Annotated in this window: 25 protein-coding genes and 1 pseudogene; 14 read left to right on the top strand and 12 right to left on the bottom strand. The window is 71.0% G+C overall.

Annotated elements, in window-relative coordinates; translation table 11 throughout:
• Window positions 1–173: 173 nt before the first annotated feature.
• Both ACGFWE_RS19075 and ACGFWE_RS19070 read right to left on the bottom strand, forming a co-directional pair.
• The gene (locus tag ACGFWE_RS19075) at window positions 174–926 is read right to left on the bottom strand and encodes a GntR family transcriptional regulator (RefSeq protein ID WP_352390369.1); all 753 of its coding nucleotides are present in this window, start codon (window positions 924–926) and stop codon (window positions 174–176) included.
• Between the two features lie 147 nt (window positions 927–1,073).
• Window positions 1,074–2,369, bottom strand: a complete 1,296-nt coding sequence (locus ACGFWE_RS19070; protein ID WP_393600538.1) for a DUF4190 domain-containing protein — start codon at window positions 2,367–2,369, stop codon at window positions 1,074–1,076.
• 83 nt (window positions 2,370–2,452) lie between these two features.
• Between ACGFWE_RS19070 and ACGFWE_RS19065 the strand changes: the two genes are divergently transcribed.
• Window positions 2,453–3,634, top strand: a complete 1,182-nt coding sequence (locus ACGFWE_RS19065; RefSeq protein ID WP_393600537.1) for a serpin family protein — start codon at window positions 2,453–2,455, stop codon at window positions 3,632–3,634.
• Window positions 3,635–3,647: 13 nt separating this feature from the next.
• On the opposite strand, the gene ACGFWE_RS19060 is transcribed toward ACGFWE_RS19065, so the two are convergent.
• Window positions 3,648–4,478, bottom strand: coding sequence for an oxidoreductase (locus ACGFWE_RS19060; protein WP_393600536.1), 831 nt, complete (start codon window positions 4,476–4,478; stop codon window positions 3,648–3,650).
• Window positions 4,479–4,560: 82 nt separating this feature from the next.
• Here ACGFWE_RS19060 and ACGFWE_RS19055 point away from each other — a divergent pair, with 82 nt between their 5' ends.
• On the top strand, window positions 4,561–5,478 hold the full coding sequence (locus ACGFWE_RS19055) for a LysR family transcriptional regulator (protein WP_393600535.1): 918 nt from the start codon (window positions 4,561–4,563) through the stop codon (window positions 5,476–5,478).
• Window positions 5,479–6,043: 565 nt separating this feature from the next.
• Here ACGFWE_RS19055 and ACGFWE_RS19050 read toward each other — a convergent pair.
• Window positions 6,044–8,254 (bottom strand): DEAD/DEAH box helicase, encoded by a 2,211-nt coding sequence (locus ACGFWE_RS19050; RefSeq protein ID WP_393600534.1) that lies wholly within the window; start codon window positions 8,252–8,254, stop codon window positions 6,044–6,046.
• Between the two features lie 284 nt (window positions 8,255–8,538).
• On the opposite strand from ACGFWE_RS19050, the gene ACGFWE_RS19045 reads away from it, so the two are divergent.
• The 4 genes from ACGFWE_RS19045 to ACGFWE_RS19030 all read left to right on the top strand — a co-directional run bounded on the left by ACGFWE_RS19045 (window position 8,539) and on the right by ACGFWE_RS19030 (window position 12,155).
• Entirely contained in the window at window positions 8,539–9,822 is a 1,284-nt protein-coding gene (locus tag ACGFWE_RS19045) for a cytochrome P450 (protein WP_352390375.1), read from the top strand.
• A gap of 262 nt (window positions 9,823–10,084) precedes the next feature.
• On the top strand, window positions 10,085–10,852 hold the full coding sequence (locus ACGFWE_RS19040) for a GAF and ANTAR domain-containing protein (protein ID WP_393600533.1): 768 nt from the start codon (window positions 10,085–10,087) through the stop codon (window positions 10,850–10,852).
• Between the two features lie 51 nt (window positions 10,853–10,903).
• Entirely contained in the window at window positions 10,904–11,641 is a 738-nt protein-coding gene (locus ACGFWE_RS19035) for a GAF and ANTAR domain-containing protein (protein ID WP_393600532.1), read from the top strand.
• A gap of 127 nt (window positions 11,642–11,768) precedes the next feature.
• The gene (locus ACGFWE_RS19030) at window positions 11,769–12,155 is read left to right on the top strand and encodes an ANTAR domain-containing protein (protein ID WP_352392354.1); all 387 of its coding nucleotides are present in this window, start codon (window positions 11,769–11,771) and stop codon (window positions 12,153–12,155) included.
• A gap of 74 nt (window positions 12,156–12,229) precedes the next feature.
• Here the strand turns inward: ACGFWE_RS19030 and ACGFWE_RS19025 are convergent, their stop codons facing one another.
• Both ACGFWE_RS19025 and ACGFWE_RS19020 read right to left on the bottom strand, forming a co-directional pair.
• A complete protein-coding gene (locus tag ACGFWE_RS19025) occupies window positions 12,230–12,418 on the bottom strand; it encodes a hypothetical protein (RefSeq protein ID WP_352392352.1) in 189 nt (62 codons plus the stop codon).
• A gap of 91 nt (window positions 12,419–12,509) precedes the next feature.
• Window positions 12,510–14,633, bottom strand: coding sequence for a SpoIIE family protein phosphatase (locus ACGFWE_RS19020; protein ID WP_352392353.1), 2,124 nt, complete (start codon window positions 14,631–14,633; stop codon window positions 12,510–12,512).
• Window positions 14,634–14,856: 223 nt separating this feature from the next.
• Here ACGFWE_RS19020 and ACGFWE_RS19015 point away from each other — a divergent pair, with 223 nt between their 5' ends.
• On the top strand, window positions 14,857–15,621 hold the full coding sequence (locus ACGFWE_RS19015; protein WP_393600531.1) for a GAF and ANTAR domain-containing protein: 765 nt from the start codon (window positions 14,857–14,859) through the stop codon (window positions 15,619–15,621).
• A gap of 52 nt (window positions 15,622–15,673) precedes the next feature.
• The gene (locus ACGFWE_RS19010; protein WP_393600530.1) at window positions 15,674–16,411 is read left to right on the top strand and encodes a GAF and ANTAR domain-containing protein; all 738 of its coding nucleotides are present in this window, start codon (window positions 15,674–15,676) and stop codon (window positions 16,409–16,411) included.
• A 31-nt stretch (window positions 16,412–16,442) separates the two neighbouring features.
• On the opposite strand, the gene ACGFWE_RS19005 is transcribed toward ACGFWE_RS19010, so the two are convergent.
• Both ACGFWE_RS19005 and ychF read right to left on the bottom strand, forming a co-directional pair.
• Complete coding sequence (locus ACGFWE_RS19005) at window positions 16,443–16,841, bottom strand: SseB family protein (protein ID WP_393600529.1); 399 nt, start codon at window positions 16,839–16,841, stop codon at window positions 16,443–16,445.
• A gap of 179 nt (window positions 16,842–17,020) precedes the next feature.
• Entirely contained in the window at window positions 17,021–18,109 is a 1,089-nt protein-coding gene (ychF, locus tag ACGFWE_RS19000) for a redox-regulated ATPase YchF (RefSeq protein WP_352388905.1), read from the bottom strand.
• 178 nt (window positions 18,110–18,287) lie between these two features.
• Here ychF and ACGFWE_RS18995 point away from each other — a divergent pair, with 178 nt between their 5' ends.
• Window positions 18,288–18,815 carry a DUF6542 domain-containing protein gene (locus tag ACGFWE_RS18995; RefSeq protein ID WP_352388906.1) on the top strand — a complete coding sequence of 176 codons (528 nt, stop codon included), beginning with the start codon at window positions 18,288–18,290 and terminating at the stop codon, window positions 18,813–18,815.
• 198 nt (window positions 18,816–19,013) lie between these two features.
• Here the strand turns inward: ACGFWE_RS18995 and ppgK are convergent, their stop codons facing one another.
• Together ppgK and ACGFWE_RS18985 are read right to left on the bottom strand one after the other, a co-directional pair.
• On the bottom strand, window positions 19,014–19,757 hold the full coding sequence (gene ppgK, locus ACGFWE_RS18990) for a polyphosphate--glucose phosphotransferase (protein WP_352388907.1): 744 nt from the start codon (window positions 19,755–19,757) through the stop codon (window positions 19,014–19,016).
• A gap of 29 nt (window positions 19,758–19,786) precedes the next feature.
• A complete protein-coding gene (locus tag ACGFWE_RS18985) occupies window positions 19,787–20,797 on the bottom strand; it encodes a 4-hydroxy-3-methylbut-2-enyl diphosphate reductase (RefSeq protein ID WP_393600528.1) in 1,011 nt (336 codons plus the stop codon).
• A gap of 100 nt (window positions 20,798–20,897) precedes the next feature.
• On the opposite strand from ACGFWE_RS18985, the pseudogene ACGFWE_RS18980 reads away from it, so the two are divergent.
• The 4 genes and pseudogenes from ACGFWE_RS18980 to ACGFWE_RS18965 form a co-directional block, all read left to right on the top strand.
• Window positions 20,898–21,296 (top strand): annotated as a pseudogene (locus ACGFWE_RS18980) (amino acid permease); the annotation flags it as partial.
• 68 nt (window positions 21,297–21,364) lie between these two features.
• Complete coding sequence (gene xseA, locus ACGFWE_RS18975) at window positions 21,365–22,573, top strand: exodeoxyribonuclease VII large subunit (protein WP_352388909.1); 1,209 nt, start codon at window positions 21,365–21,367, stop codon at window positions 22,571–22,573.
• Between the two features lie 9 nt (window positions 22,574–22,582).
• On the top strand, window positions 22,583–22,816 hold the full coding sequence (locus ACGFWE_RS18970; RefSeq protein WP_352388910.1) for an exodeoxyribonuclease VII small subunit: 234 nt from the start codon (window positions 22,583–22,585) through the stop codon (window positions 22,814–22,816).
• Window positions 22,817–22,963: 147 nt separating this feature from the next.
• Window positions 22,964–23,554 carry a malonic semialdehyde reductase gene (locus ACGFWE_RS18965; protein ID WP_393600527.1) on the top strand — a complete coding sequence of 197 codons (591 nt, stop codon included), beginning with the start codon at window positions 22,964–22,966 and terminating at the stop codon, window positions 23,552–23,554.
• A 61-nt stretch (window positions 23,555–23,615) separates the two neighbouring features.
• Here the strand turns inward: ACGFWE_RS18965 and ACGFWE_RS18960 are convergent, their stop codons facing one another.
• Entirely contained in the window at window positions 23,616–24,137 is a 522-nt protein-coding gene (locus ACGFWE_RS18960) for a DUF4245 domain-containing protein (protein WP_393600526.1), read from the bottom strand.
• Window positions 24,138–24,264: 127 nt separating this feature from the next.
• Between ACGFWE_RS18960 and glpX the strand changes: the two genes are divergently transcribed.
• Entirely contained in the window at window positions 24,265–25,299 is a 1,035-nt protein-coding gene (gene glpX, locus ACGFWE_RS18955; protein ID WP_352388913.1) for a class II fructose-bisphosphatase, read from the top strand.
• A 137-nt stretch (window positions 25,300–25,436) separates the two neighbouring features.
• Here the strand turns inward: glpX and ACGFWE_RS18950 are convergent, their stop codons facing one another.
• Window positions 25,437–25,811 (bottom strand): WhiB family transcriptional regulator, encoded by a 375-nt coding sequence (locus ACGFWE_RS18950; RefSeq protein ID WP_164432724.1) that lies wholly within the window; start codon window positions 25,809–25,811, stop codon window positions 25,437–25,439.
• Window positions 25,812–25,863: the final 52 nt, after the last annotated feature.

Here is a 25,863-nt window from a genome sequence, read left to right as displayed (position 1 = left end):
GACTCCTCCGACCGGGGGCGCGCCGGTGAACACGCCCCCGGTGGACGGCATTGCCTCCGGTCGGGGACGCCTTGGACACAGCGGTGTCGACCTGCGAGAACGGCCGGATTCGAACGGCGTTCGCCTACGGGCCGGTTCGGTGTTCGCCCCGGGCAACCTCCCCGGGGCGCGCGCTACTTCACCGGGAGGTGGTACGCGACCTGGTAGCGGTCGGCCGGAATGACCACGTCGGCCGTCTCCACCGGGCGGCCCGAGGCGTAGTAGGTGCGGTGGACCACGAGGACGACATGCCCCGGGACACCGCCCAGCGCGAGCAACTCCTCGGCGAGGCCGGGGCGGGCGCCGACCTCCTCGGTGACGTTGTCCACGACGACATCGATGGCGGCCATGCGCTCGACCACGCCCATGCCGCCGAGGGGGCCCTCCTCGGGGAGCATCACGGGAGTGCGCCCGGTGACCGCGAGGGGCTCCCAGGAGGTGGAGAGCATCATCGGCTCACCGGCCTCCCGGAAGACGTACTTCGTGCACATCACCCGGTCACCGGGCCGGATGGCGAGCCGCTCGGCGACGGCCACCGAGGCCTCGGTCTGCCGGCTGCTGGACTCCCAGGTGCCGCGCCCCTCCCCGTCGGCCTGCTCCTGCCGGAAGGGGGTGGCACCGGAGGCCGGGCGGTAGCCGGAGCGGGCGATCCGCCGGGGCACGGGCCGCTCGCGGACGTAGGTCCCGGAGCCGGAGCGGCCCTCGACCAGTCCCTCGGCCATCAGCACCTTGCGGGCCTCCAGCGCGACGGTGTCCGAGACGCCGTACTCCTCGCGGATCCTGGCCTGGGAGGGCAGGCGGGTGTGCGGTGGCAGCGAACCGTCGACGATCTTCTTGCGGAGATCACCCGCGACGCGCAGGTACGCCGGCTGCTCACCGAATGTCACTGGCCGCTCCCATCAGGTTGTACAGACAGCAACAGCCTGGCAACCGTGGGTTGGCCCATGCAAGCAAAGGCCAGAGAATCACTCGATGTGATGACATGTTCCGGTGGGGGGCTTTACGCAGGCACTTTCTCCCCGCTATGGCGGCGCTCACACATTGAGCTCGCCGTCGCCCGAATCGCCGCCCTCGTCGCCGGAGTCCTCGTCGTACGTCGGCCGCTTGGTGGCCAGCCCCAGAGCCTTGCGTGCCGTGACCGTGCTGGGGCCGTCGACGTACTCGTACCCCTTGTCGTAGTGGATGTAGAAGGCGTCCACGTCCTCGTCGTCGGCTGCGGTGACCGCCTTCGCCCACTCGCCGCGCGCCTTCTCCATGTCCTTCACCAGGGCCGCGACCTGCTTGTCGGCCTTGTCCGGCCAGGAGTGGGAACCGAGGGCCCTGATCTGCTCGCCGAGGCTGTCGTGGACGTCCCGCGACCAGTCCCGGTAGCCGGACAGATCGTCCTCCGGGTAGTCCTCGGGCTCCTCCCACAGCACGGCGTCGAGGGCGTTGAGGGACTTGAGGAGGGAGATCTGGTACGTGTCGAGCGTGGTCTCGTCGGCGCGCAGTGAGCCTTTCAGGGTCGCGTTGTCGTCGGTGTTGCCGAAGATGCAGGTGACCTCGCGGTCGCCGAGTCGCCAGCTCTGCCGGGTCGGGCCGAAGTAGTACACGTCGACGTTCTTGGGCAGCGCCCAGGTGTCCATCGCGTAGGTGTCCTGGAGCGGGTAGCACTTCTCGTCGGCGGCGTCGGAGACGGCGCCGTCACCCGGGAAGGCGGAGCCGCCGGTCATCGTGAACTCGCCGAACACCTCGCCGTCGTGCTCGCCCGCGCAGGGCACCTCGTCGACGTCGTAGGTCAGGCCTTGGAGGGACTCCCCCGGCGCGTCGAAGCACTGGCCCTTCACCACCGAGAACGCCGTGCTCTCGGTCGCGCTCTTCTTGAACCCCTCCCAGGCGTCGGAGAGCCCGCCGGTGGCGAGCACCAGGACCCACAGGGCCAGGCCCAGCGACGACAGGACCGACCCGGCGATCGCGAGCGCCTTGCCGGACTGGTCCTTCTTCTTGATCTGCACCAGCGCGATCACGCCGAGCACCAGTCCCACGGCCGGGAAGCAGCACAGGACGCCGAGCACCAGGGAGGCGACGGCGAGACCGTTGACGGAGGAGGGGCGGGCGTAGGGGCTGTAGCCCTGCCCCCAGGTCCGGTACGGCGGGCCATAGGGTTGCCCGTACGGCTGCTGTCCGTACGGCTGTGGTCCGTACGGCCCCTGCCCGTACGGGTAGTGTCCCTGCGGCTGTTGTCCCTGGGGCTGTTGCCCCTGTGGCGGCGGCCCGTACGGGTCCGGGGCCGGGGACGGTCCCTGGGCGGGGTCGGGCTGGTGGGGCCCAGGGGGCGGGGGTATGGACACGGGTACCGTGCTCCTGGTTCAGGCAGTGGTGGGGAACTGACGTACGACAGGGCGCATGGTATGCGCGGGGCGGGCGGGGTGGAATGCCGATCACGGGTGCGACGACCCAGGCGGTGAACGGGCTCACGGCACGGTGGGCGGGGCCGGCTTCCGGGGGGACCGTGTTCTCGGCCGCCGGGGTGTGGCCGCTGCTGGCCTTCCTGGCCGACGGGGCACAGGGCACGGCACGGGCCGAGCTGGCGCGGGCGCTCGGAGTGCCCGCCGAGCAAGCGGCCGCCGCGGCACGGGAGTTGCTCGCGGAACTGGCCGACGCCCAAGCCCTGGACTCGGCGCTCGGACTGTGGACGCAGCGGACACTGGAGCCGCGCGAGGAGTGGGCGGCCGGGCTGCCCACCGACGCGCACGGCGTCCTCACCGGCGATCCCGCCCTCGACCAGCGGGAGCTGGACGCCTGGGCGGACAAGCGGACGGGCGGGCTGATCGAGCGGATGCCGGTGGAGGTGCGGGCCGACACCGCGCTGGTGCTGGCGAGCGCGCTGGCCCTGCGGACCACGTGGCTGCGGCCCTTCGAGGTGCGTCCGGTACGGCCGTCCGCAGGCCCCTGGCAGGGCCGGACCCTGCGCGGGCTGAACCGCCGCAGCGTGCGGCTGGACCGGGTCGGGGTGGCGACCGTGCCCGGGGGCCGGGTCACCGAGGTGAGGGTGCTCGGCGACAACGGCGTCGACGTCCATCTCCTGCTCGGGGACGAGCGCATGACGCCGGGTCAGGTGCTGGCGGCAGGGACGGCCGTGCTCGACGGCACGTGTCCGGTCGTACGGGGATCATCGCTTCCGTACGGGCCCGCGGGGCCGGGACTGCGGGTGGAGGAGCGGCCGTGTGCCGGCCCTCAGCAGCCGACGCTGGAGGTGACGACGGCGGCGTTCGAGGTGCGGGCGCACCACGATCTGCTGGACCTGCACGGGCTGTTCGGCCTCACCGCGGCTCGGGACGCGCGGCAGGGTCACTTCCCCGGCATCAGCGCCTCGCCCCTGGCCGTCGGCTCCGCCCGGCAGTCCGTCCTGGCCCGCTTCGACGCGCTCGGCTTCGAGGCGGCCGCGGTGACGGCGGTCGCGGCGGCGCCCGGTGCGCCGCCGCCCACGCCCCGGTACACGGCGACCGTGGTCACGGCCGCCTTCGACCGCCCCTTCGGCTTCCTCGCCGTACACCGGGAGACGCGGCTGGTCCTGATGGCGGGGTGGGTGACGGAACCGGCGCCACTCCGGTAGCCGCCCTGCGGTCTCAGTCCTCGAAGGCGGTGGCCCGGGTGCTCTTCTCCCAGGCGGCGACGTCGGCCCGTACGCCGTCGAGGTGGTCGAGTACGGCGGTCACCGCGTCCTCGCCGAGGGGCAGCCGCAGCGGGGTCTCCTCGGCGTCGAGGGCGGCGCGGATCAGGGCCGCCGCCTTCGCGGGGTCACCGGCCTGGGTGCCGTCGCCGCCGGAGACGAACCCGCGGGTCTCGCTCACCTTGGCGTAGACCCCGCTGTCGGCGCTGGCCCCCGCGCGGCTCGCTTCGAACAGCGAGGTGCGGAAGGCCCCCGGCTCCACGATCAGCACCTTGATGCCGAACTCCCGCACCTCGTCGGCGAGAGCCTCGGACATGCCCTCCAGCGCGAACTTCGTCCCGCTGTACGCCGAGAAGCCCGCGAAGGACAACTGGCCGCCCATGCTGCTCATCTGCACGATCGCGCCCGAACGCCGCTCGCGCATCGCCGGCAGCACCGCCCTGGTGAGCGCCGCCGGCCCGAGGACATGCAGGTCGAACAGTTCGCGCAGTTCGTCGTCGGTGGTCTCCTCGAAGGCGCCGACATGCGTGCGGCCCGCGTTGTTGACCAGCACGTCGATCCGCCCGTGCCGGGCCACGACGTCCCGTACGGCGGCCTCCGCGGCGGACGTGTCGGTCACGTCCAGACGCACCGCCTCCACCTGGTCGGGGTGGGCGGCCACGAGGTCGTCCAGCGCCTCGGGCCTGCGGACCGCGCCCACCACGACATCGCCGTCGGCCAGGGCCGCCTCGGCGATCGCCCGCCCGAACCCGCTGTTCGCGCCCGTGATCAGCCAGACCTTGTTCATCACAACTCCTCTTCTTGGGTTGTTCCACGAACCAGCCTGCTGCCGAAGTCGGTTGCCGGTCCAAGACCCACGGTGATAACCGATGGCTATGACGACCGACGTGCATGTACGGGATCTGCGCTACTTCCTGGTGGTGGCCGAGGAGCTGCACTTCACGCGTGCGGCCGAGCGGCTGTATGTGTCACAGCCCGCGCTGAGCAAGCAGATCCGCGCGCTGGAGCGGCAGTTGGGCGTGCCGCTGTTCCGGCGGGAGCCGCGGGGCGTGCTGCTCACCGAGGCGGGCGAGGCACTGCTGCCGCATGCCCGGCAGGTGCTGGCGGCCTGGGCCGCGGCGGACGCCGCGATGGCGACGGCCCGGGCGGCGGGGCGGGGCACGCTGGTGGTGGGCATGAGCACCAGCCCCGGGCGTGGCGGCCTGCTCCCGGCGATCCGCTCCCGCTTCACGGCCGCGCATCCGGAGGCGGTCGTACGGCTGCGGCAGATGGGCTGGCAGGACCCCACCGCGGGGCTGGCGGACGGCGAGACGGAGGTCGCGTTCGTCTGGCTGCCGCTGCCCGACGGGGAGCGCTACGGGTGGACCGTGGTCGCCGAGGAACCCCGCCTGGTCGCCCTCCCGGACACCCACCCGCTCGCCGCCCGCGCCGAGGTGGACTTCGCCGACCTGGCCGACGAACCGTTCCTCGCCCTGCCGCCGAGCGCCGGCCCCCTGCGCGACTTCTGGCTCGCCCTCGACGAACGGGCCGGACGCCCGCCCCGCGTCGGCGCGGAGATCGCGGGCACCGAGGAGACGTACGAGGCCCTCGTCGCCGGCCTGGGCATCTGCCTCGTGGCCGCCGGCAACGCCCCCCTGATCACCCTGGGCGGGGTGGTCACCCGCCCGGTGCGAGGAATCGGCCCGAGCAGATACGCCCTTGCCTGGCGCAAGGAGGACAGGGAGCGGCCGCTGGTACGGGGGTACGCGCAGGCTTGCCGGTCGGTGGCGGGGGCGGGGGTGGTCTGACGAGGGCGACCATCGGCGCGGGGAGCGGTGGGCGTGTGTGGTGGGCGTGTGTGGTGGGCGTGTGTGGTGGGCGTGTGTGGTGGGCGTGTGTGGTGGGCGCGCAGTCCCCCGCGGTGCCGCTGCGCTGGGCTTGGCCGGGGCGCCTATCGGGGTGGCGGGTCCGGTCGTCGGGCGTCTACCGGCCGGTGGGGGCTGGTCGCGCAGTTCCCCGCGCTGCCGCTGCGCTGGGCTTGGCCGGGGCGCCTATCGGGGTGGCGGGTCCGGTTGTCGGGCGTCTACCGGCCGGTGGGGGCTGGTCGCGCAGTTCCCCGCGGTGCCGCTGCGCTGGGCTTGGCCGGGGCGCCTATCGGGGTGCCGGGTCCGGTCGTCGGGCGGGTACCGGCCGGTGGGGGCTGGTCGCGCAGTTCCCCGCGCCCCTGGGGAGCTGCGGTCACCCTGCGCCAGGACGGACCGTCCGCCAACCTCGCGCGCCGCCGCAGGCACTCGGGGGCGCGGGACACTGCGCACGATGCCCGCCCCCACCCCGGCCGCGCGGGACGGTCGGCGTGGCCGGCGGGAGGGCGGTTCACTCCGCTGTTGTGAGCCTGTCGTCCGTCATGCCCAGGCGGGCCTGTTCCTCCTCGACGATCCGGCGGGCCAGTTCGGTGTCCGACACGTCGATCGCGTCCGGGGATGCCTCGGCGACGGCGCTGCGGCGGGCGTAGGCGTCGAAGAGACGCGTCTTGGCCTCCAGCAGCTTCACCAGGCGTTCGTCGACGCCCCCGGTGGCGAGGAGCCGGTACACCCGGACCGGCCTGACCTGACCCATACGGTGGGCCCGGGCCACCGCCTGGTGCTCGATGGTCGGCTTGATCTGGGGTTCGCAGATGACGACGACGGAGGCGGCCTGCATGTTGAGGCCGACGCCCGCTGCCTGGATCTGCGCCACGAGCACCGCGGGGCCCTGAACACCGGCGAAGTCGTCGACGATCTGCTGCCGCCGCCCGGCCGGGACGCTTCCGGTGAGCGGACCGAACAGGGGCACGCCCTCGGTGTTCCGGGCCGCCAGCGCTTCCTTCACCACGGTCAGGACGTCCTTGAAATAGGAGAAGACCACCGTCTTCTGCCCGTTCTCCCCCGCCTCCTGAACGATCTCCCGGAGCCGGTCCAGCTTGGCCGACTTCTCGGGGCGCAGGTACGCGGCCCTGCGCATCGCCATGAAGTTGCCGGCGCGCACGGCTTCCCGGTACGCCTCCTCGTCCGACGCGCTCAGCTCCTCCCACTCGTCGGTCTGCTGAAGACTCGGGAGTTCCGTCAGTACGTCCTCCTGGTTGCGCCGCAGGTAGACCGGGGCCACGGCCTTGCGGAAGGCGACCGATCCGGCGAACGCGTCCCGTTCGCCGAGGGAGTCCGCGAGGTCGCCGTCGAGCATCCGGACCAGGTTGTGGAACTCCACGACCCGGTTCTCCATCGGCGTTCCGGTCATCAGGAGCGTGCGCCCGCAACGCTCCGCCCACAGAGCGACCGCCTGGGACCGCTTGGCCTTCGGGTTCTTCACGGAGTGCGCTTCGTCCACCACGAGCACGCCGACCTCCCCGTCGCCCGGCGCGGGAAAACCGCGCAGCGCGTCGAAGGTGGTCACTCCGACCCCGCCCCGCCCCTTCCAGTCGGCGAACGCCTCGTGCCGGTCGGGGCCGTGGAGGACCATGACCCGCAGGGCGCTGCGGGCCTCGATCTCCCGCGTCCAGTTCACGAGGACGCTCGCCGGGCAGACGACCATGAAGTGGCTCTGTCCCTCGGCGGCCAGGTGTGCCAGCACGGCGATCGCCTGGATGGTCTTCCCGAGGCCCATCTCGTCGCCGAGAATCACCTTGCGCTGCGCGAGCGCGAAGCGCGCGCCGAACGACTGGTACCCGCGCAGGGAGACCCGCCGGTGCGCGTCGTCGAGACGCTGGCCGCGGACCCTCTCGGCGATCTCGTCCGGCAGGAAACCCTCGGCGGCCGCCGCGTCCGGCGGCCGCCCGGAGATCTCGGCGAGCAGGCTGTAGTACTCGGCGGAGCGGAGTTCGAAGTCCACCCAGGCCGCGATGTCGGTCGAGGGCCCCCGGAGCAGGTCCACCGATGCCTGGGCGAACAGCCCGGCCAGGTCCGCCCGGTCTACCTCGTCCACCAGTGACCGGATCGCGGTGACCGCGGCCGACGCGCGAGCCTTCTTCTCCGGGCCCGTCAGGAACATGCGGATGCGGCTGGTGGCGGGCCCCGCGTCGGCGAGCAGCGGACCGAGGCGTTCCGACAGGAGGGCGGCGCGGTCCACGGCACGGCGGGCGTCGGGGCCGGCCTCGACCAGTACGTGCAAAGCCGTGACGAGCGCGGTCGTGGCCGGTTCCGGCCGGTCCACGTCGATGTGGACGGCCACGGTCTCGTGCACGGCCTCGGAGAGCCGACGGGCGGCCGCGAGCATCTGGTCGACGGTGCGCTGCCCGACTCCGGGAATCTGCCGCAGCCGGTAGGGGCCCGCTTCGAGAACACTGCTCACGGTGCGCAGTCCGCCCTTCTCGACACTGCCCAGCCGCAGCCGCCCTTCGGTGACGTCCTGCAGTCGGGCGACGGGGATGGCGTCGAGTTCCCGCTTCACCGCCGCGTCGTGGATCGGCTGGAGCGCCGCCCGGGCCGCCTCCACCGCCCTTCGGTGGTCACCGGCCACCGCCCGCGCCGCCTCGTACAGCCGCGCTCCCCTCGCGACCGTGTCCCGCTCGCCACGCCCCACGTTTCCCGCCCCTCCGTTGCCCTCCCGCATCCTCCCACCGCTCGGGCAGGCGGCGCGGACGGTGCTGTGGCGGTACGGAAAGCGGGGTGCCGACGGGATGGCACAGCTCTGTCGGCCTGTCGCGATCACGGCAGGCCGACACAGTGGCGGACGACTTGAACGCCGGCTCTTTGCCGAACCCGCATGCGACGCGGCCTCCGCCCTCCGTGTCCCCGAGGGCCTTCGCCCGAAACGCTCCCCACCGGCGAGATCACACCGCTCCCCTCGCGACCGGCCGCACGTGTTCGGGCCTCGGGTGTGGGCACCCGGCGTCCATGAAGATGCCGACCTCGCCTGTGATCGACCGTTCCCTTCCGGCGTTCGTCCAGGGCTACTCCTGGCTGCCCGGCCTCCTGGGTGAGCACCCCGACGGCGTGGCACGCACCCGTGTGATGGGCAAGCCCGCGCTCGTGGTGCGGGGGCCGGAGGCGGTGCGGTTCTTCTACGACGAAGACAACGTGCGCCGCGGCGGCGCGCTGCCGGAGCCCGTGCTGAGCACCTTGTTCGGCCATGACGCCGTCCACACCCTCGACGGCGCCGCGCACCGCGCCCGCAAGGAGTTCTTCCTGCCGCTGCTGCACCCCGACCGGATCGCCGGCCTCGTCGAGCACGTCACCACCGCCTGGGACGACGCGGTACGGGAATGGAGCGGCGGCGAACAGATCGTGCTCTTCGACGCGTCGAGCGTGGTGCTCACCCGCGGTGTGTGCCGCTGGGCGGGCATTCCGCTCGACGACGCCAGCGCGGACGAGGACGGCGCAGTGGAGGACCTCGCCCGCGACCTGGTCGCCATGGTGGACGGTTTCGCCACCGCCGGACCACGGCACTGGCGGGCGCGGCGGGCCCGAAGCCGCCAGGAGGACCGCTTCACCCGGCTGGTCGAGGACGTCCGCTCGGGCCGCGCCGACGCCCCCGAGGGGTCGGTGCTCGCCGCTGTGTGTGAGCACCGCGAGGCCGGCGGCGAACTGCTCCACCCCCACACGGCCGCCGTCGAGCTGCTGAACGTCATCCGCCCCACCGTCGCGGTCTGCTGGTTCGCCTCCTATACGGCGCACGCCCTGCATCTGCGGCCCGAACAGCGCGAACGGCTGCGCGACGGCGACACCGCCTATGCCGCCGCGTTCGTGCACGAGGTTCGCCGTTTCTATCCGTTCGCGCCGTTCCTCGGCGGCCTCGCCACCCGTGACCTGACCTGGCGAGGCGTCTCGGTGCCGGCCGGCGGGATGGTGCTCCTCGACGTCTTCGGCCAGAACCACGACGAGAAGCTGTGGGGCGATCCGTACGCCTTCCGGCCGCAGCGGTTCCTCGAACACCCGGTCGAGCGCGACGAACTGATCCCGCAGGGCGGGGGCGAGCCGCGCACCGGACACCGCTGCCCCGGCGAGGGCATCACCATCGGACTGCTCGAAGCCCTCGCGATCCGCCTCGCCCGCCTCGAGTACACCGTTCCCGACCAGGACCTGAGGATCTCCCTGCGGCGCATCCCGGCGAGGGTACGAAGCGGCTTCGCCGTACAGGACGTACGAGTACCGAGTGAACGTCCGCTGGCAGTCGGGTGACGCCCCGCGTAGGGCCCGGCGCACCACGTGCTCGGCGATCCACCCGCGGGCGCTGCCGGGGTGCCGGGACACCTCGGCGTGCGAGGTGAAGACCTGGCCCGCCGCTGAGTCATCGTGATCACGTCGTGAAAGGGGCGGATTCGCGGTGCCGGCCGTCGGCACCCGGTCGTGAGGCCGACACTTTCCCGCTACCCACCCCGGCCACTCGTGCAAGGATCGTACGAGGCCGTTCGTGCGCTGCGACTGCGGGGAGGTGACGGCCATGTCCGGCACCGGTCCGCTGGGCGGTGGTGGAGACGCCGGGGAAGAGACGGACATCGAGCGTGCCCGCATCGCTCAACAGCTCATCGCCGGGGTGCGCGGACTGCCTCCGCAGGACGTGCCGGACGCACTGTGCCGAGCATGTGCCGGGCTGCTTCCGGCGGGCCTGGGGCTCTCGGTGTCGGTGCTCGGCGACGACGCGGACACCGGCGTGGTGCTGTGTGCCAGCAACGACGTCTCCGCGCACCTGGCGGAGATCCAGTTCACCCTCGGCGAGGGACCGTGCCGGGAGGCGACTGGCCTGCGTGCCCCCGTGTTCGCGACGGATCTCACCCGTCCTCCGGATGCCGACCGCTGGCCGCTCTTCTCCGTTCAAGCCGCCAGGGCGGGGGCACGGGCGGTCTTCTCGGCCCCTTTGATGGCTGCCGGGAGCCCACTGGGCACCCTTGATCTGTACCGAGAGACGTCGGGCTCGCTAGGCAGCGATCATGTGCGGACCATGCTGCTGGTCGCTGACGCGGTGACGTTGGCGGTGCTGGCACTGGACCGGGGAGCCGCGGATTTCGAAGGAGTCGTCGCATGGCTGTCAGGAGCCGAATCGGACCGGGAAGAGGTCCACCAGGCCACCGGAATGATCATGATGCAACTCGGCGTCAGCGCCGAAGAAGCACTCCTACGCCTACGCGCCCGAGCCTTCACCCAGGGCCGCACCGCCACCCAGCTCGCCAAAGCCATCATCGCCCGCACCACGGACCTCCACGATGACTGAACCGCCCGCACCCCCTGCCGGCACCCCAACCACAGCGCCGGGGAGGCACCCATGAACCGCGAGCGACAACTGACGCAGGCATTCCTCGCCCTCACCGACACCTACACCCCCGAATTCGACCCCCTGCACCTCTTCCACCACCTCGTCCACGCCTGCCACGACCTCCTCGACACCGACGCCGCAGCCGTCATGATCGCCGACGCCCGCGGCAGCCTGCGCACCATGGCCTCCACCAACGAGGAAGCCGCCTTCACCGAACTCCTGCAAACCCAGAGCGGCCACGGCCCCTGCATGGACAGCTACCACACCGCCCAACCCGTCAGCGTCCCCGACATCACCACCGAACACACCCGCTGGCCCCACCTCGCCACCGCCATGACCCACACCGGCTACCACGCCCTTCAGGCCATCCCCCTACGCCTGCAAAAACGCCCCCTGGGCACCCTCACCCTCCTGCGCCGAGCCCCCGGCCGCCTCCCCGACGACGACACCCACCTCGCCCAGGCCCTCGCCGACTCCGCCGCCCTCGCCCTCATGCACTGGACCACCGAACCCACCCCCACCCACGACGTCATCACCCGCGTCCAGGGCGCCCTCGCCGCAAAAGCCACCCTCGAAATCGCCAAAGGCATGATCGCCCAGCACGCCGACACCACCATCACCCAAGCCGCCCACCTCCTCACCGCCTACGCCCACCACCACCACCTCCGCCTCACCGACACCGTCCAAGCCCTCGTCACCCGCACCCTCCCCCCCGACACCATCACTCGGGCAAGGGCCGACGGTTAGGTTCGCTGAAGCGTTCGGGCATGCACAGAAACAGCGTCCTGGGGTAATAGTCGAAGTGTCGTCCTCACGATTCGGCTCCGGAACCGACAACCCGGGCGGGAGACCCGGGACCTGGGATGTGATCACGATGGATAACCCGCTGAACGGCGCCCCCGTACGGGCCGGTGTCCACTCTGTTCCAGGGCGGGAAAGCCTGCTGAACAAGATCAGCGAGTTGCAGACGGAGATCGGCCAGCTGCAGGAGGCCATCGTTTCCCACGCCGTGATCGACCATGCGATCGGCGTGGTCATCGGACTGGGCGGCATGCGGTCCGACCAGGGCTTCGAAGTGCTGCGAGAGGTGTCGCAGCACACCAACATCAAACTGCGGCAGGTCGCCGAAGAGATCGTCGACTGGGTCCAGACCGGAAAGCTGTCCGACGAGGTCCGCGCCGCACTGGACCAGGCGCTGGCCGCCGCACGGCCCACCGACACGCGGCAGAGCGTCGAAGGGCGGGACGGGGACGGCGCTTAGCGAGCGCCGGCTGGAGCCGCATCGCCGACGACGCGGCTCCAGCCAGGTCCTCCGGACGAGGAGAACTCACGGACTCACGGGTGCTCGGGCTGCTGGTCCGGCGGCACCCCGCCGCCTTCCCCGCCGCCCTTGTCTCCCTTGTCCGTGCCGTGGACACGGCCGGTCCCCGTCTCGGGCCGGCCCGCCTTGAGCTCGCCGCTCTGCTGGGGCGTGCCGCCGCCCTTTTGGCTGCGTCGCTGTTCTGGTTGCTGCGGATTGGACATGCCAGGACACCTCGCTCACCTCGGAAATCCTTCGGACCGGCGAGTTCCCCGCAGAGTCCGGCCGAAGCGTGCCGACCGCCCGGATCGCGGTTCATGTTCTGTCGTGCGACCTGTCCTGCAGTACAAGGACCGCGACGTCGTCGGTGCGTTGCCCGGCGGTGCCGGACTTCCTGAGCAGGTCGTCGATGAGCAGGTCCAGGTCCCGCGCGTCGGCCTGGGCGAGGTGCTGTGCGAGGTGGGCGATGGACTCGTCGAGATCGACCCCGGGTGTTTCGACGAGGCCGTCGGTGTAGAAGGCGAGCATCAGGCCCTCGGTCAGCGGGATCTCGGTCAGGGGAAAGTCGGCGTCGGGATCGATTCCCAGGAGTGGTCCGGGCGGGACGACGGCGGGCCGGGTCGTCCGATCGGGCAGGCGCAGCAGGGGTGGCGGGTGGCCGGCACTGGCCAGGCACACGCTTCGGCGGGCGAAGTCGAAGTGGGCGTACAGGCAGCTGCTGAAGAGTTCGGGGGCCAGGTCGGTCAGGAGCCGGTTGGTCCGGGCCAGAACCTGGTCCGGGGGCGTGCCGAGGGTCGCGTGCGCGTAGACGCCGGTGCGGACCTGGCCCATCAGGGCGGCGGCGGCGACGTTGTGTCCCTGGACGTCGCCGATCACGGCCGCGGCGGCGGTGTCACCGAGGCGGATCAGGTCGTAGAAGTCTCCGCCGATGTCCATGCCCCGGGTCGCGGGCAGGTAGCGGGCGGCCACGCGCAGACCGGTGATGTGGGGAAGGGCGCGCGGGAGCAGTGCCTGCTGAAGGCCGTGGGCTAGGTCGTGTTTGGCGTCGTAGAGGCGGGCCCGGTCGAGGGCCTGGGCGATGAGCCCGGCGAGCGAGGTCAGGACGGCGCGTTCCTCGGCGGGGAACGGGTGCGGCCGGTCGTAGGACAGGACACAGCAGCCGACGGGGCGGCCGGAGATGATCAGGGGCAGGAAGGCCCACGCCTGCTTCCCGCTGGCCGGCGGAGCCTGCGGGTAGATGCGGCGCATCTCTTCCTGGTCGGCGAAGAACGCCGGGATGCCGCTGTCGAGGACATGCCCGGCCGGGGTGAAGTCGGTGTCGAGGGGCAGCCCGTCGAGGCGCTCGATGGCGTCGGGGTCGTAGCCGCGGTGTCCGGTGATCCGCAGCCGGCCGGCGTCTGCGGCGGACAGGACGAGACCCTGGGCTCCGAAGGCGGGCATGACCTGGTCGGCGACCAGGGCGATGACGTCCTGGACGCCGACGACCTCGGTCAGTCCCGCGGCCAGGTGGGTGAGCTGGTACAGCCGGCCCGCGTCGGCCGGTGCGCCGGTACGGTGACTGCGGGCGGGCGCCGGGGACGGCACGGGCTCGGCGCCGCTGGGAACGATGCGGACGCTGATGCCGCTGGCGTCCGGGTAGAGATGGAAGTCCAGCCACTGGTCCGGTGGGCGGCACGCGGTGAACGAGACGGGCTCGCGGCTGAGCACCGCGGCACGGTAGCGGTCCTCGTAGACGGGGTCGTCCAGCCAGCGCAAGGACTGCCACGGCAGGGTGCCCAGCAGACGGCCGGCCTCGCAGCCCAGCAGCTCACAGGCGCCGGAACTGAGGTAGCTGAACTGCCCCTCGAGGTTCAGCGCGCAGCTTCCGCCGGGCAGGCGCTCCGCGAAGTCGGCGGCGGCCATCGCCGGGCTCTCGGGCCGGCGTCCGAGGGACACGACACGGGGCCGGCCGTCGCCGGAGGGGGCGCTTCCGTGGGCGACGGCGTCCTCCAGCAGCCGGGCCAGGCGCCGGCAACTGGACGTGATGTGCCCCTGCTCGCGTCCGGTCATGTACGGCGGCCGGGTGGCGGGCCACATGAGCAGCAGCGTTCCCCACGGCCGGACACCGACCACCGGTGCGGCGACCAGGGCCAACGGGTAGGGAAGCACCACCGCGGTACGGGGGTAGGCGCGGACCATCTCCTCCTGGCTGCCCACCCATACCAGGCGGTTCTCACGGACCGCGACAGCCACCGGGGCCGGAGAGGCCGTCGGCACCCTGGCCCAGGGTGCGGCGAATTCGGGGGGCGCCCCGCACAGCACGTCCAGACTCAGCAGCCGCTCATCGGGGGTGAGCAGGTACAGGGCACCGATGGACGCGCCGGTTCGGCGCACCGTCTGCGCGAACACGGCATCCAGATCGCCGTGGTCGCCGGCGGCCCGATCACCCGCGCTGGTCACGAGGCACCTCCAGCGTCTTGGTGTACCCGAACGTGTACCCGAACTTGCCCCTACGAGGACGCTACGCCCTTGGAAAGTGGTCGGCACGCCGTTCCCCGCGCGCGACAGCCCTTCGGCGCCGGCACCCTCTCTGCCTCACCTGGACCGATTGTCGGCCGTAGCGACGTGCCTGTGCCAAGATCCGGTGGAACCGTTGCGCGGAGTGGGACGGGAGGTGAGGGACTTGCCGGGTGACGACCTGCTGGGGGGCGGAGACGCCGAACAGGAGTCCAACCTCGAGCGGTCTCGTATCACCGGCGAACTCATCGCCGGGATGAGTGGCCTGTCTCCGTCCGAGATGCCCGCCGCCCTGTGCCGTAACTGCGTCGCGCTGATCCCGGAGGTGTCGGGGCTGTCCATCTCGGTGCTGGCGGACGACGCGGACACCGGCGTGGTGCTGTGTGCCAGCAACGACGTCTCCGCGCACCTGGCGGAGATCCAGTTCACCCTCGGCGAGGGACCGTGCCGGGAGGCGACTGGCCTGCGTGCCCCCGTGTTCGCGACGGATCTGACACGCGCTCAGGACAGTCGCCGCTGGCCGCTGTTCTGCCCGCAGGCCACCAAAGCCGGCGTCGAGGCGGTGTTCTCACTGCCGCTGGCGAGCACCGGATCGGCACTGGGCACCCTTGACCTGTACCGGGACAGGCCGGGTTCGTTGAGCGCCGATCGTCTTCGCAGAGCACTGCTGGTCGCTGATGCGGTGACGTTGGCGGTGCTGGCACTGGACCGGGGAGCCGCGGATTTCGAAGGAGTCGTCGCATGGCTGTCAGGAGCCGAATCGGACCGGGAAGAGGTCCACCAGGCCACCGGAATGATCATGATGCAACTCGGCGTCAGCGCCGAAGAAGCACTCCTACGCCTACGCGCCCGAGCCTTCACCCAGGGCCGCACCGCCACCCAGCTCGCCAAAGCCATCATCGCCCGCACCACGGACCTCCACGATGACTGAACCGCCCGCACCCCCTGCCGGCACCCCCAACCACAGCGCCGGGGAGGCACCCATGAACCGCGAGCGACAACTGACGCAGGCATTCCTCGCCCTCACCGACACCTACACCCCCGAATTCGACCCCCTGCACCTCTTCCACCACCTCGTCCACGCCTGCCACGACCTCCTCGACATCGACGCCGCAGCCGTCATGATCGCCGATGCCCGCGGCAGCCTGCGCACCATGGCCTCCACCAACGAAGAAGCCGCCTTCACCGAACTCCTGCAAACCCAAAGCGGCCACGGCCCCTGCATGGACAGCTACCACACCGCCCAACCCGTCAGCGTCCCCGACATCACCACCGAACACACCCGCTGGCCCCACCTCGCCACCGCCATGACCCACACCGGCTACCACGCCCTCCAAGCCATCCCCCTACGCCTGCAAAAACGCCCCCTGGGCACCCTCACCCTCCTGCGCCGAGCCCCCGGCCGCCTCCCCGACAACGACACCCACCTCGCCCAGGCCCTCGCCGACTCCGCCGCCCTCGCCCTCATGCACTGGACCACCGAACCCACCCCCACCCACGACGTCATCACCCGCGTCCAGGGCGCCCTCGCCGCAAAAGCCACCCTCGAAATCGCCAAAGGCATGATCGCCCAGCACGCCGACACCACCATCACCCAAGCCGCCCACATCCTCACCACCTACGCCCACCACCACCACCTCCGCCTCACCGACACCGTCCAAGCCCTCGTCACCCGCACCCTCCCCCCCGACACCATCACCGAGGCGAGGCCCCGGACGTGACTCGGACGGGACTCGGACGTGACCGCGCTGCTCAGGCGACGTCGCGGTCGAGCAACTCCTTGACGCCCTGAGCGGTCAGTGCCAGCTCCTCCGGTGTTCCGGCGTCGATGACCAGTGCGAGCTTCTCGGACGGCCAGCGGTGGGCGAGGACGCCGAGGGTCACCTGCTGATGCTCGGTGATCTGCGGGAGGGCATGCTGCATGCGGGTCCGTGTGGTGAACACCGGCACCAGTTCGGTGCCGTCCTCCACCTGGTAGACGGGCAGGGTCACCTCTCCGGGAACCCCGTCCTGGGCGGCGTCGGCGGTGGGCACGAGGACCTCGCTGCCGGCAAGGGTGTCGAGCTCGGCTTCGTCCGCGTCGCCGGCCACGACGGCGCGCAGGGCCAGTTGCACGGCGGGGGCGGCGCCGTTGGAAGAGTGATCAGTCATGGCTGCTCCGATCGGCACGTCGAAGGCGCGGGGCAGCGCTGCTCCCGCTCGTGTTCCACGGCCCGACTACCCACGGGGTCATGGCCCATGTGCGGGGTGGTGACGCGACCGGGTCCCGGGGAGAGAAAAGCCGAGGGCCCGACTCCGAAGAGCCGAGCCCCTTCCGACCTGCGGATTCACTACACGTTGAAGCGGAACTCCACGACATCGCCGTCCTGCATGACGTAGTCCTTGCCCTCCATCCGCGCCTTCCCCTTCGCGCGGGCCTCGGCCACCGACCCCGTCTCGACCAGGTCGTCGAAGGAGATGACCTCCGCCTTGATGAAGCCCTTCTGGAAGTCGGTGTGGATGACTCCGGCGGCCTCGGGGGCGGTGGCGCCCTTCTTGATGGTCCAGGCGCGGGACTCCTTGGGGCCTGCCGTGAGGTAGGTCTGCAGACCGAGGGTGTTGAAGCCGACGCGGGCGAGGGTGGCCAGGCCCGGCTCCTCGGCGCCGACCGACTCCAGGAGCTCCATCGCGTCCTCCTCGTCGAGCTCGGCGAGGTCCGCCTCCAGCTTGGCGTTGAGGAAGATCGCCTCGGCGGGGGCGACCAGGGCGCGCTGCTCCTCCTTGAAGGACTCGTCGACCAGCTCGTCCTCGTCGACGTTGAAGACGTACAGGAAGGGCTTCGTGGTCAGCAGGTGCAGGTCGTGCAGCAGTTCCTCGTTACCGGAGCCCTGGACGATGCCCGCGGAGAACAGGGTGTCGCCCTTCTCCAGGATCTCCTTCGCCGCCTCCACGGCCGCGACCTTCGGGACGATGTCCTTCTTGATCCGCGACTCCTTCTGGAGGCGGGGCAGGACCTTCTCGATGGTCTGGAGGTCGGCGAGGATCAGCTCGGTGTTGATCGTCTCGATGTCGTCCTTGGGCGAGACCTTGCCGTCGACATGGACGACGTTCTCGTCCTTGAAGGCGCGGATGACCTGGCAGATCGCGTCCGACTCACGGATGTTCGCGAGGAACTTGTTGCCCAGGCCCTCGCCCTCGGAGGCGCCCTTCACGATGCCCGCGATGTCCACGAAGTCGACGGTGGCCGGAATGATCTTCTGGGAGGAGAAGATCTCGGCCAGTTTCGTCAGCCGCGCGTCCGGGACGCCGACCACGCCGACGTTCGGCTCGATCGTGGCGAACGGGTAGTTGGCCGCCAGCACGTCGTTCTTGGTCAGGGCGTTGAACAGGGTCGACTTGCCGACATTCGGCAGGCCGACGATTCCGATCGTGAGCGACACGTTGCGACTTCCCGTACGTGAGAGGAGACGTGAGGAGACTGGGCGGCCAGGGGGCCGATCCACCAGTCTACGGCGTGCGGCAGCACGCTCCGGCGGCCCTCTCGAACGCATGGCCAAGGTCTTTCCCACGGCGTGTCCGACGAGCGATTCCGCACATAAACAGACCTAGGTTGGTCCAGTGGAGCAACACAGGACACGACCCCCGCACAACGGAACGCGACGACCGGCCCAAGGAGCGCCGCTGCCCGCGCAGGCCCGCGGCGAGCGACGGCCACCGGTGGTCCGCAGACCCACGCCGCCGGTGGTCCGGACGCTGCGGCGGCTGCGGCGGCTGCCGAATCCCCGGCTCACCGGGCTCGGCGCCGGCCTGTTCTGCGGCGCGTTGATGTTCGTGCTGGGCTGCCTCGTCTCCCTGTTGTTCGGCTCGTCGCTCACGACGTACGGCGTGCTGTTCGTGCCGGTCAGTGTGCTGACGTCGGTCTGGTTGCGCCGGGGCGACCTGCTGACCGCCCCGATCGTCGTCCCGATCGCCTTCGCCGTGGGGCTCGTCCCGGTCGCGGACAGCGGCGGCGGCACCTCGGGACGCCTGATGGGCCTGTTCACCGCCCTGGCCACCCAGGCCGGCTGGCTCTACGCCGGCACCCTGGCCGCCGGCCTCATCGCACTGGCCCGCAGGATCCACCTGGTACGCGACCGCTCACGCTGACGCGCCGACTGGGGCCGAGGGTGCGAGGAACCACTCCGGGGCGGCCGACTCGGGCAACGGCACCGGCGACGCGTGGGGCTCTCGGGATGCCCCGGGGCCCGAGACCCCTGCCTGCCGGTCACTCGGTGCCGACAACCGACAACCGACCGCGCCGCGCCGGCCCACAGGAGGCGTCGGCTCAGACGGGGGCGGGCCCCCTTAGTCCTGCACCGCCCGCATCGCCGCCCCCACGATCCCCGCGTTGTTCTGCAGCTGGGCCGGGACGATCTCGGCCTTGATGCCCTCGATGTGGGGCAGGAACTTCTGGGACTTGCGGCTGACGCCGCCGCCGATGATGAACAGCTCGGGCGAGAAGAGCATCTCGACGTGAGCAAGGTACTTCTGGACGCGGTGGGCCCAGTGCTCCCAGGTGAGTTCCTCGACCTCGCGGGCCTTGCTGGAGGCCTTCGTCTCGGCGTCGTGGCCGTGCAGTTCGAGGTGGCCCAGCTCCGTGTTGGGGACGAGGACGCCGTCGACGAAGACCGCGCTGCCGATGCCGGTGCCCAGGGTGAGCAGGATGACGGTGCCCTTGCGGTCCTTGCCCGCGCCGAAGCTCATCTCGGCGACGCCCGCCGCGTCCGCGTCGTTGACCACGGTCACCGGCAGCCCGCCGAGCCGGTCGCTGAACAATGCGCGCGCGTCGGTGTCGATCCAGCTCTTGTCGACATTGGCCGCCGTACGGATGTGGGATCCGCCGGTGACCACGCCCGGGAAGGTCAGCCCGACCGGTCCCGTCCACCCGAAGTGGTCCACGATCTGCTTCACCCCGTCGGCCACGCCGTCGGGCGTTGCCGGGTGCGGGGTGAGCACCTTGTGGCGCTCCTGGGCGAGGTCGCCCTTGTCCAGGTCCACAGGGGCGCCCTTGATCCCGGATCCGCCGATGTCCAAGCCGAAGATCTGCATGGCCCTACGTTACGACGGACGACTGACGGTCACGCCTGTGAGGTCCCCTTGCGCTCCGCGACCAGCGCCGCGGCCTCCTCGCGCAGGTCCCGCCGCAGTTCCTTGGGCAGGGAGAAGGTGATGGACTCCTCGGCCGCCTTCACGAGTTCGACGTCGCCGTAGCCGCGCTGCGACAGCCACTCCAGGACCTCCTCGACGAGCACCTCCGGCACCGACGCGCCCGAGGTCACACCGACCGTGGTCACACCCTGAAGCCAGGCCTCGTCGATCTCGCTCGCGTAGTCCACGAGGTAGGCCTCGCGCGAGCCGGCCAGCTTGGCCACCTCGACGAGCCGCTTGGAGTTGGAGGAGTTGCGGGAGCCGACCACGATGACCAGTTCGGCCTCGGCGCCCATCTGCTTGACCGCGAGCTGGCGGTTCTGCGTGGCGTAGCAGATGTCGTCGCTGGGCGGGGAGATGAGCTGCGGGAACTTCTCCTTGAGGGCGTCGACGGTCTCCATGGTCTCGTCGACGGAGAGCGTGGTCTGGGAGAGCCAGACGACCTTCGACTCGTCGCGGACCTCGACCTTGGCGACGTCCGACGGGCCGTCGACGAGGGTGATGTGGTCGGGGGCCTCGCCGGACGTGCCGATGACCTCCTCGTGGCCCTCGTGCCCGATCAGGAGGATGTCGTAGTCCTCGTTCGCGAACCGGACGGCTTCCTTGTGGACCTTGGTGACCAGCGGGCAGGTCGCGTCGATGGTGGCGAGCTTGCCGCGCGCGGCCTCCTCGTGGACGACGGGGGCGACGCCGTGGGCCGAGAACATGACGATGTTGCCCGGCGGGACCTCCTCCGTGCGCTCGACGAAGATGGCGCCCTTCTTCTCCAGGGTCTGTACGACGTACTTGTTGTGGACGATCTCGTGTCGGACGTACACCGGAGCGCCGTACTGCTCCAGGGCTTTCTCGACGGCGATCACGGCGCGGTCCACACCCGCGCAGTAACCACGGGGGGCGGCGAGCAGGACACGGCGGCCAGGCGAAGCGGTCATGCGTCCCATCGTAAGGCCGCGTTCGGCCGGTCGAAGATCGCGTGCCCGTGACCTTCCCGGGAAAACGGAGCAGGAGGGGCGGGACGGGCGAGGCACAGGCGGAGGCGCGATGTCCGGTACGGGTACGGCGGACCGTACGGCCGAGGAGGAGCACGGCGGTCTGCGGCGCAGCCTGGGCTTTCGGGACCTCGTCGTCTACGGGCTGCTGTTCATCGTTCCCATGGCCCCCGTCGGCGTCTACGGCACCCTGGACGCGAAGTCGCACGGTGCGGTCGCGCTCGTCTATGCCGTCGCCACCGTGGCGATGGCCTTCACCGCATTCAGTTACGCCCAGATGGTGCGAGTCGTCCCCCGGGCGGGGTCGGTGTTCGCCTACGCGCGCGCGGGGCTCGGCCAGCGGGCCGGGTTCGGGGCGGGCTGGATGGCCATGCTGGACTACCTCCTCATCCCCGCCGTGACGCAAGTGGTGGGCGCGGTGTGGTTGCTGGTCGGGCTCGGGGTGCTGGTCGCCCAGCGCAGCCGGTAGTTCGCCGGCCGTGACGGTGCGTTGTCGTACCCGGCCGTTACGCTCGCGGCATGGCTGTGAACTCGACCCCCGAAACGCCTCTGCCCGTCGGCGAGGTGTCGCGCCTCATCGGCGGCTGGATCGACCGTCTCGGCGCCGTGTGGGTCGAGGGGCAGATCACCCAGCTCTCCCGGCGCCCGGGCGCGGGCGTGGTGTTCCTCACGCTGCGCGATCCGTCGTATGACATCTCGGTGAGCGTGACCTGTTTCCGCCAGGTCTTCGACGACGTCGCCGATGTCGTCGGCGAGGGCGCCCGGGTCGTCGTCCTGGCGAAGCCGGAGTGGTACGCGCCGCGGGGGCAGCTCTCGCTGCGGGCCGCCGAGATAAGGCCGGTCGGCGTCGGTGAGCTGCTGGCACGCCTTGAGCAGCTCAAGAAGTCCCTCGCCGCGGAGGGGCTGTTCGCGCAGGAGCGCAAGAAGCCGCTGCCGTTCCTGCCGCAGCTCGTCGGGCTGGTCTGCGGGCGTGCCTCGGCCGCCGAGCGGGACGTCCTGGAGAACGCGAGGCACCGCTGGCCGGCCGTCCGCTTCGAGGTGCGCAATGTGCCGGTGCAGGGGGTGCATGCCGTCCCGCAGGTCGTGCAGGCGGTCAAGGAGCTCGACGCGCTGGACGACGTGGACGTGATCATCGTGGCGCGCGGCGGGGGCAGCGTGGAGGATCTGCTGCCGTTCTCCGACGAGCAGTTGGTGCGGGCCGTCGCCTCCTGCCGTACGCCGGTGGTGTCGGCGATCGGGCACGAACCTGACACCCCGCTGCTGGACTACGTCGCCGACCTGCGGGCCTCCACGCCGACGGACGCGGCCAAGAAGGTCGTACCGGATGTCGGGGAGGAGTACGAGCGGGTGCGGGCGCTGCGGGACCGTGCCCGGCGGTGCGTCGAGTCCTTCCTCCAGCGGGAGGAGCGGGGCCTCGCGCAGGCGCTCTCGCGGCCGTCGATAGAGGATCCGCACCGGATGATCGACGAGCGCGCCGACCATGTGGCCGCCCTGGCCGACCGCGGCCGTCGCACCCTGGGTCATCTGCTGGACCGCGCGGACTCCGAGCTGACGCACACTCACGCGCGCGTGGTGGCCCTCTCCCCCGCCGCGACCCTCCGGCGCGGGTACGCCGTGCTGCAGAAGGCCGACGGGCACGTGGTGCGGGCACCCGACGAGGTGACGGCGGCGGAGCCCCTGCGGGCGCGGGTCGCCGAGGGTGAGTTCACTGTCCGAGTCGATGCGTAGGGTGGGCGGATGACCAGCAAGGTGGCGGAAGAGGCGCTCGGGTACGAGCAGGCGCGGGACGAGCTGATCGAGGTCGTGCGGCGGCTGGAGGCGGGCGGTACGACGCTGGAGGAGTCCCTCGCGCTCTGGGAGCGCGGCGAGGAGCTGGCCAAGGTGTGCCGGCGGTGGCTGGACGGGGCGCGGGCCCGGCTGGACGCGGCACTGGCCGAGGAGTCGGAAGACGGCGAGAGCGACTCCGAGTAGCCGCGGGCGGAAGAGCTGGTGTCTGTGAAGCGGATCACCACGCCCCGGGTTTGATTGAAGGTTGAACTTCATTGGCGTACGGTCGGAGACGCCAACCGGTCCACGGTCCGTTTCCGGGGCCCACGTACCTCTTGAGAAGGTTTCTTCATGTCTCTCGTTCTTGACCCCGCCGCCCAGGACCTGCTGTTCCGCGAGGCCCGTACCGCGAACACGTTCACCGACGAGCCGGTGACCGACGAGCAGGTCCAGGCGATCTACGACCTGGTCAAGTACGGCCCGACCGCCTTCAACCAGAGCCCGCTGCGCATCACCCTGGTCCGCTCCGCCGAGGCCCGCGAGCGCCTGGTCCAGCACATGGCCGAGGGCAACCAGCCGAAGACCGCCACCGCCCCGCTGGTCGCGATCCTCTCCGCGGACAACGAGTTCCACCAGGAGCTGCCGGAGCTCTTCCCGCACTTCCCGCAGGCCAAGGACGTCTTCTTCAGCGAGCGCCCCGCCCGCGAGGGTGCCGCCGGACTGAACGCCGCCCTGCAGGCCGCCTACTTCATCATCGGCGTCCGCGCCGCGGGCCTCGCCGCCGGCCCGATGACCGGTCTGGACTTCGAAGGTGTCCGCAAGGAGTTCCTGGACGACGACCACACCCCGCTGATGGTCGTCAACATCGGCAAGCCGGGCGACGACGCCTGGTTCCCGCGCTCCCCGCGTCTGGCGTACGACGAGGTCGTCACCACCGTCTGAGACGACTGACACACGACGAGAGGGGCCCGGCCGCCAAGCGGCCGGGCCCCTCTCGTGCGGTTCACGCCATCTCGAGGGACTTCGCCATCTCGGTCAGCTGGGTCAGCGATCCCGTGCCCGCGATCACCGTCGTCGCCCCGTCGCCCTGGTGCACGAGGGCGTCGTAACGGCCACCCGAGTACCGCGTCCAGGTGCGGCCCGCGATCTGCTGGGTCTGCTTCGTCGCCTCGGCGCCCTGGCTCGCCTCGTCGATGAACGCCGACGGCTTCTGAGTCGACTGCTCGATCTGCACGTACTGATCACCGGGGGCCTGGAAGCCCAGGTGCCAGGCGTCGAACTCGTCGCCCCGGAAGCGCACCGAGGTCGCCTTCCAGCCGGCCGGCAGGCCCTCGGGCGCGGCGACCGGGTAGGAGGCCGCGCGGCGGGCCGTGAGCAGCTCGACGCGGTAGTCGACCGTCTTGATGTCGGGAGCGGAGTCGTCGTGCGGAATGAACACGTAGATGACCGCCGCCGCGATCCCGATCAGGCCCAGGGAGAGAATCATGTCCCGGACCGTCTTCTGCTTGCCGTTCGAACCTGCCACGCCCCCTATCGTCGCAGGTGCCCGGTCCGCTCATCCGTGGGGTCCCCTGCTCATTTTGTCGGACTGGGGATAGAGTCGACGGTCGAACCCTCATCCGGCCGTCGTCGTATCAGAAAGGTGCGCTCCGATGACCGAGCATCATCATCTGCCGTCCGAACTCGAAGTCCCCTCCGAGGCCCCCGACCGCAACCTCGCCCTGGAACTCGTCCGGGTGACCGAAGCCGCCGCGATGGCCGCGGGCCGCTGGGTCGGCCGGGGCGACAAGAACGGCGCCGACGGCGCCGCGGTGCGCGCCATGCGAGCCCTCGTCTCCACCGTGTCGATGAACGGCGTGGTCGTCATCGGCGAGGGCGAGAAGGACGAGGCCCCGATGCTCTTCAACGGGGAGCGCGTGGGCGACGGGACCGGGCCCGAGTGCGACATCGCCGTCGACCCGATCGACGGAACGACGCTGAACGCCAAGGGCATGCCCAACGCGATCGCGGTACTGGCCGCCGCGGACCGGGGGTCGATGTTCGACCCGTCCGCCGTGTTCTACATGGACAAGCTGGTCACAGGCCCGGAGGCCGCGGACTTCGTCGACATCGACGCGCCGGTCTCCGTGAACATCCGGCGGGTCGCCAAGGCCAAGCGGGTCACTCCGGAGGACGTGACCGTGGTCGTCCTCGACCGGCCCCGGCACGAAGGGATCATCAAGGAGATCCGGGAGGCCGGAGCGCGGATCAAACTGATCTCCGACGGTGACGTGGCCGGCTCGATCTACGCGCTGCGCGAGGGCACCGGCGTCGACATGCTGCTGGGCATCGGTGGTACGCCCGAGGGGATCATCTCGGCCTGTGCCGTGAAGTGCCTCGGTGGGACGATCCAGGGCAAGCTGTGGCCGAAGGACGACGAGGAGCGGGCGCGGGCGATCGACGCCGGGCACGACCTGGACCGAGTGCTGACGACCGACGACCTGGTGTCCGGGGAGAACGTGTTCTTCGTGGCCACGGGCATCACCGACGGGGAGCTGCTCCGGGGCGTCCGGTATCGCTCGGAGACGGCCACGACCGACTCGATCGTGATGCGGTCGAAGTCGGGGACGGTTCGGCGGATCGACTCGGAGCATCGGCTGAGCAAGCTGCGGGCCTACAGCGCGATTGATTTCGATCGCGCCAAATAGCCCGGGGCTGTGCGGCGTTGGCGGCTGCGGGTGCGTCGTGGCTTGTCGCGCAGTTCCCCGCGCCCCCGGGTGAGTCCACTCGCCGTTGATCAAGAAGGCGCCCCCGGTGCGGTGGGGGCGCCTTCTTGCGCGAGTACTCAGCCCGCCTGGGCTATGCGGGCCGCCCGCGCCGCGTTCTTCAGTTCCATGTCGCGGCGACGCCTGCGGGCCAGCACGACCCGGCGTTCCGCTGCGGTGAGGCCGCCCCAGACGCCGTAGGGCTCGGGCTGGAGCAGGGCGTGTTCGCGGCACTCGACCATGACCGGACAGCGGGCACAGACGCGCTTGGCGGCCTCCTCGCGGGAAAGCCTGGCGGCGGTGGGTTCCTTGGACGGGGCGAAGAACAGGCCAGCCTCGTCGCGCCGGCACACCGCCTCGGTGTGCCATGGAGCGTCTTGGTCCCTGTCCCGCACTGGCACCCGCTGGGCAGGAACGGCAGCTACCTGCAGGGACGAATGCGGCGGTTGCAGCACGGTCTACTCCTGACGACGGCTTCGCGAGCGAGAGACGATGGAGCAAGCCCTA

Source organism: Streptomyces sp. NPDC048523 (assembly GCF_043199815.1).
Classification (GTDB): domain Bacteria; phylum Actinomycetota; class Actinomycetes; order Streptomycetales; family Streptomycetaceae; genus Streptomyces.
This window is presented reverse-complemented; position numbering and strand designations above follow the sequence as displayed.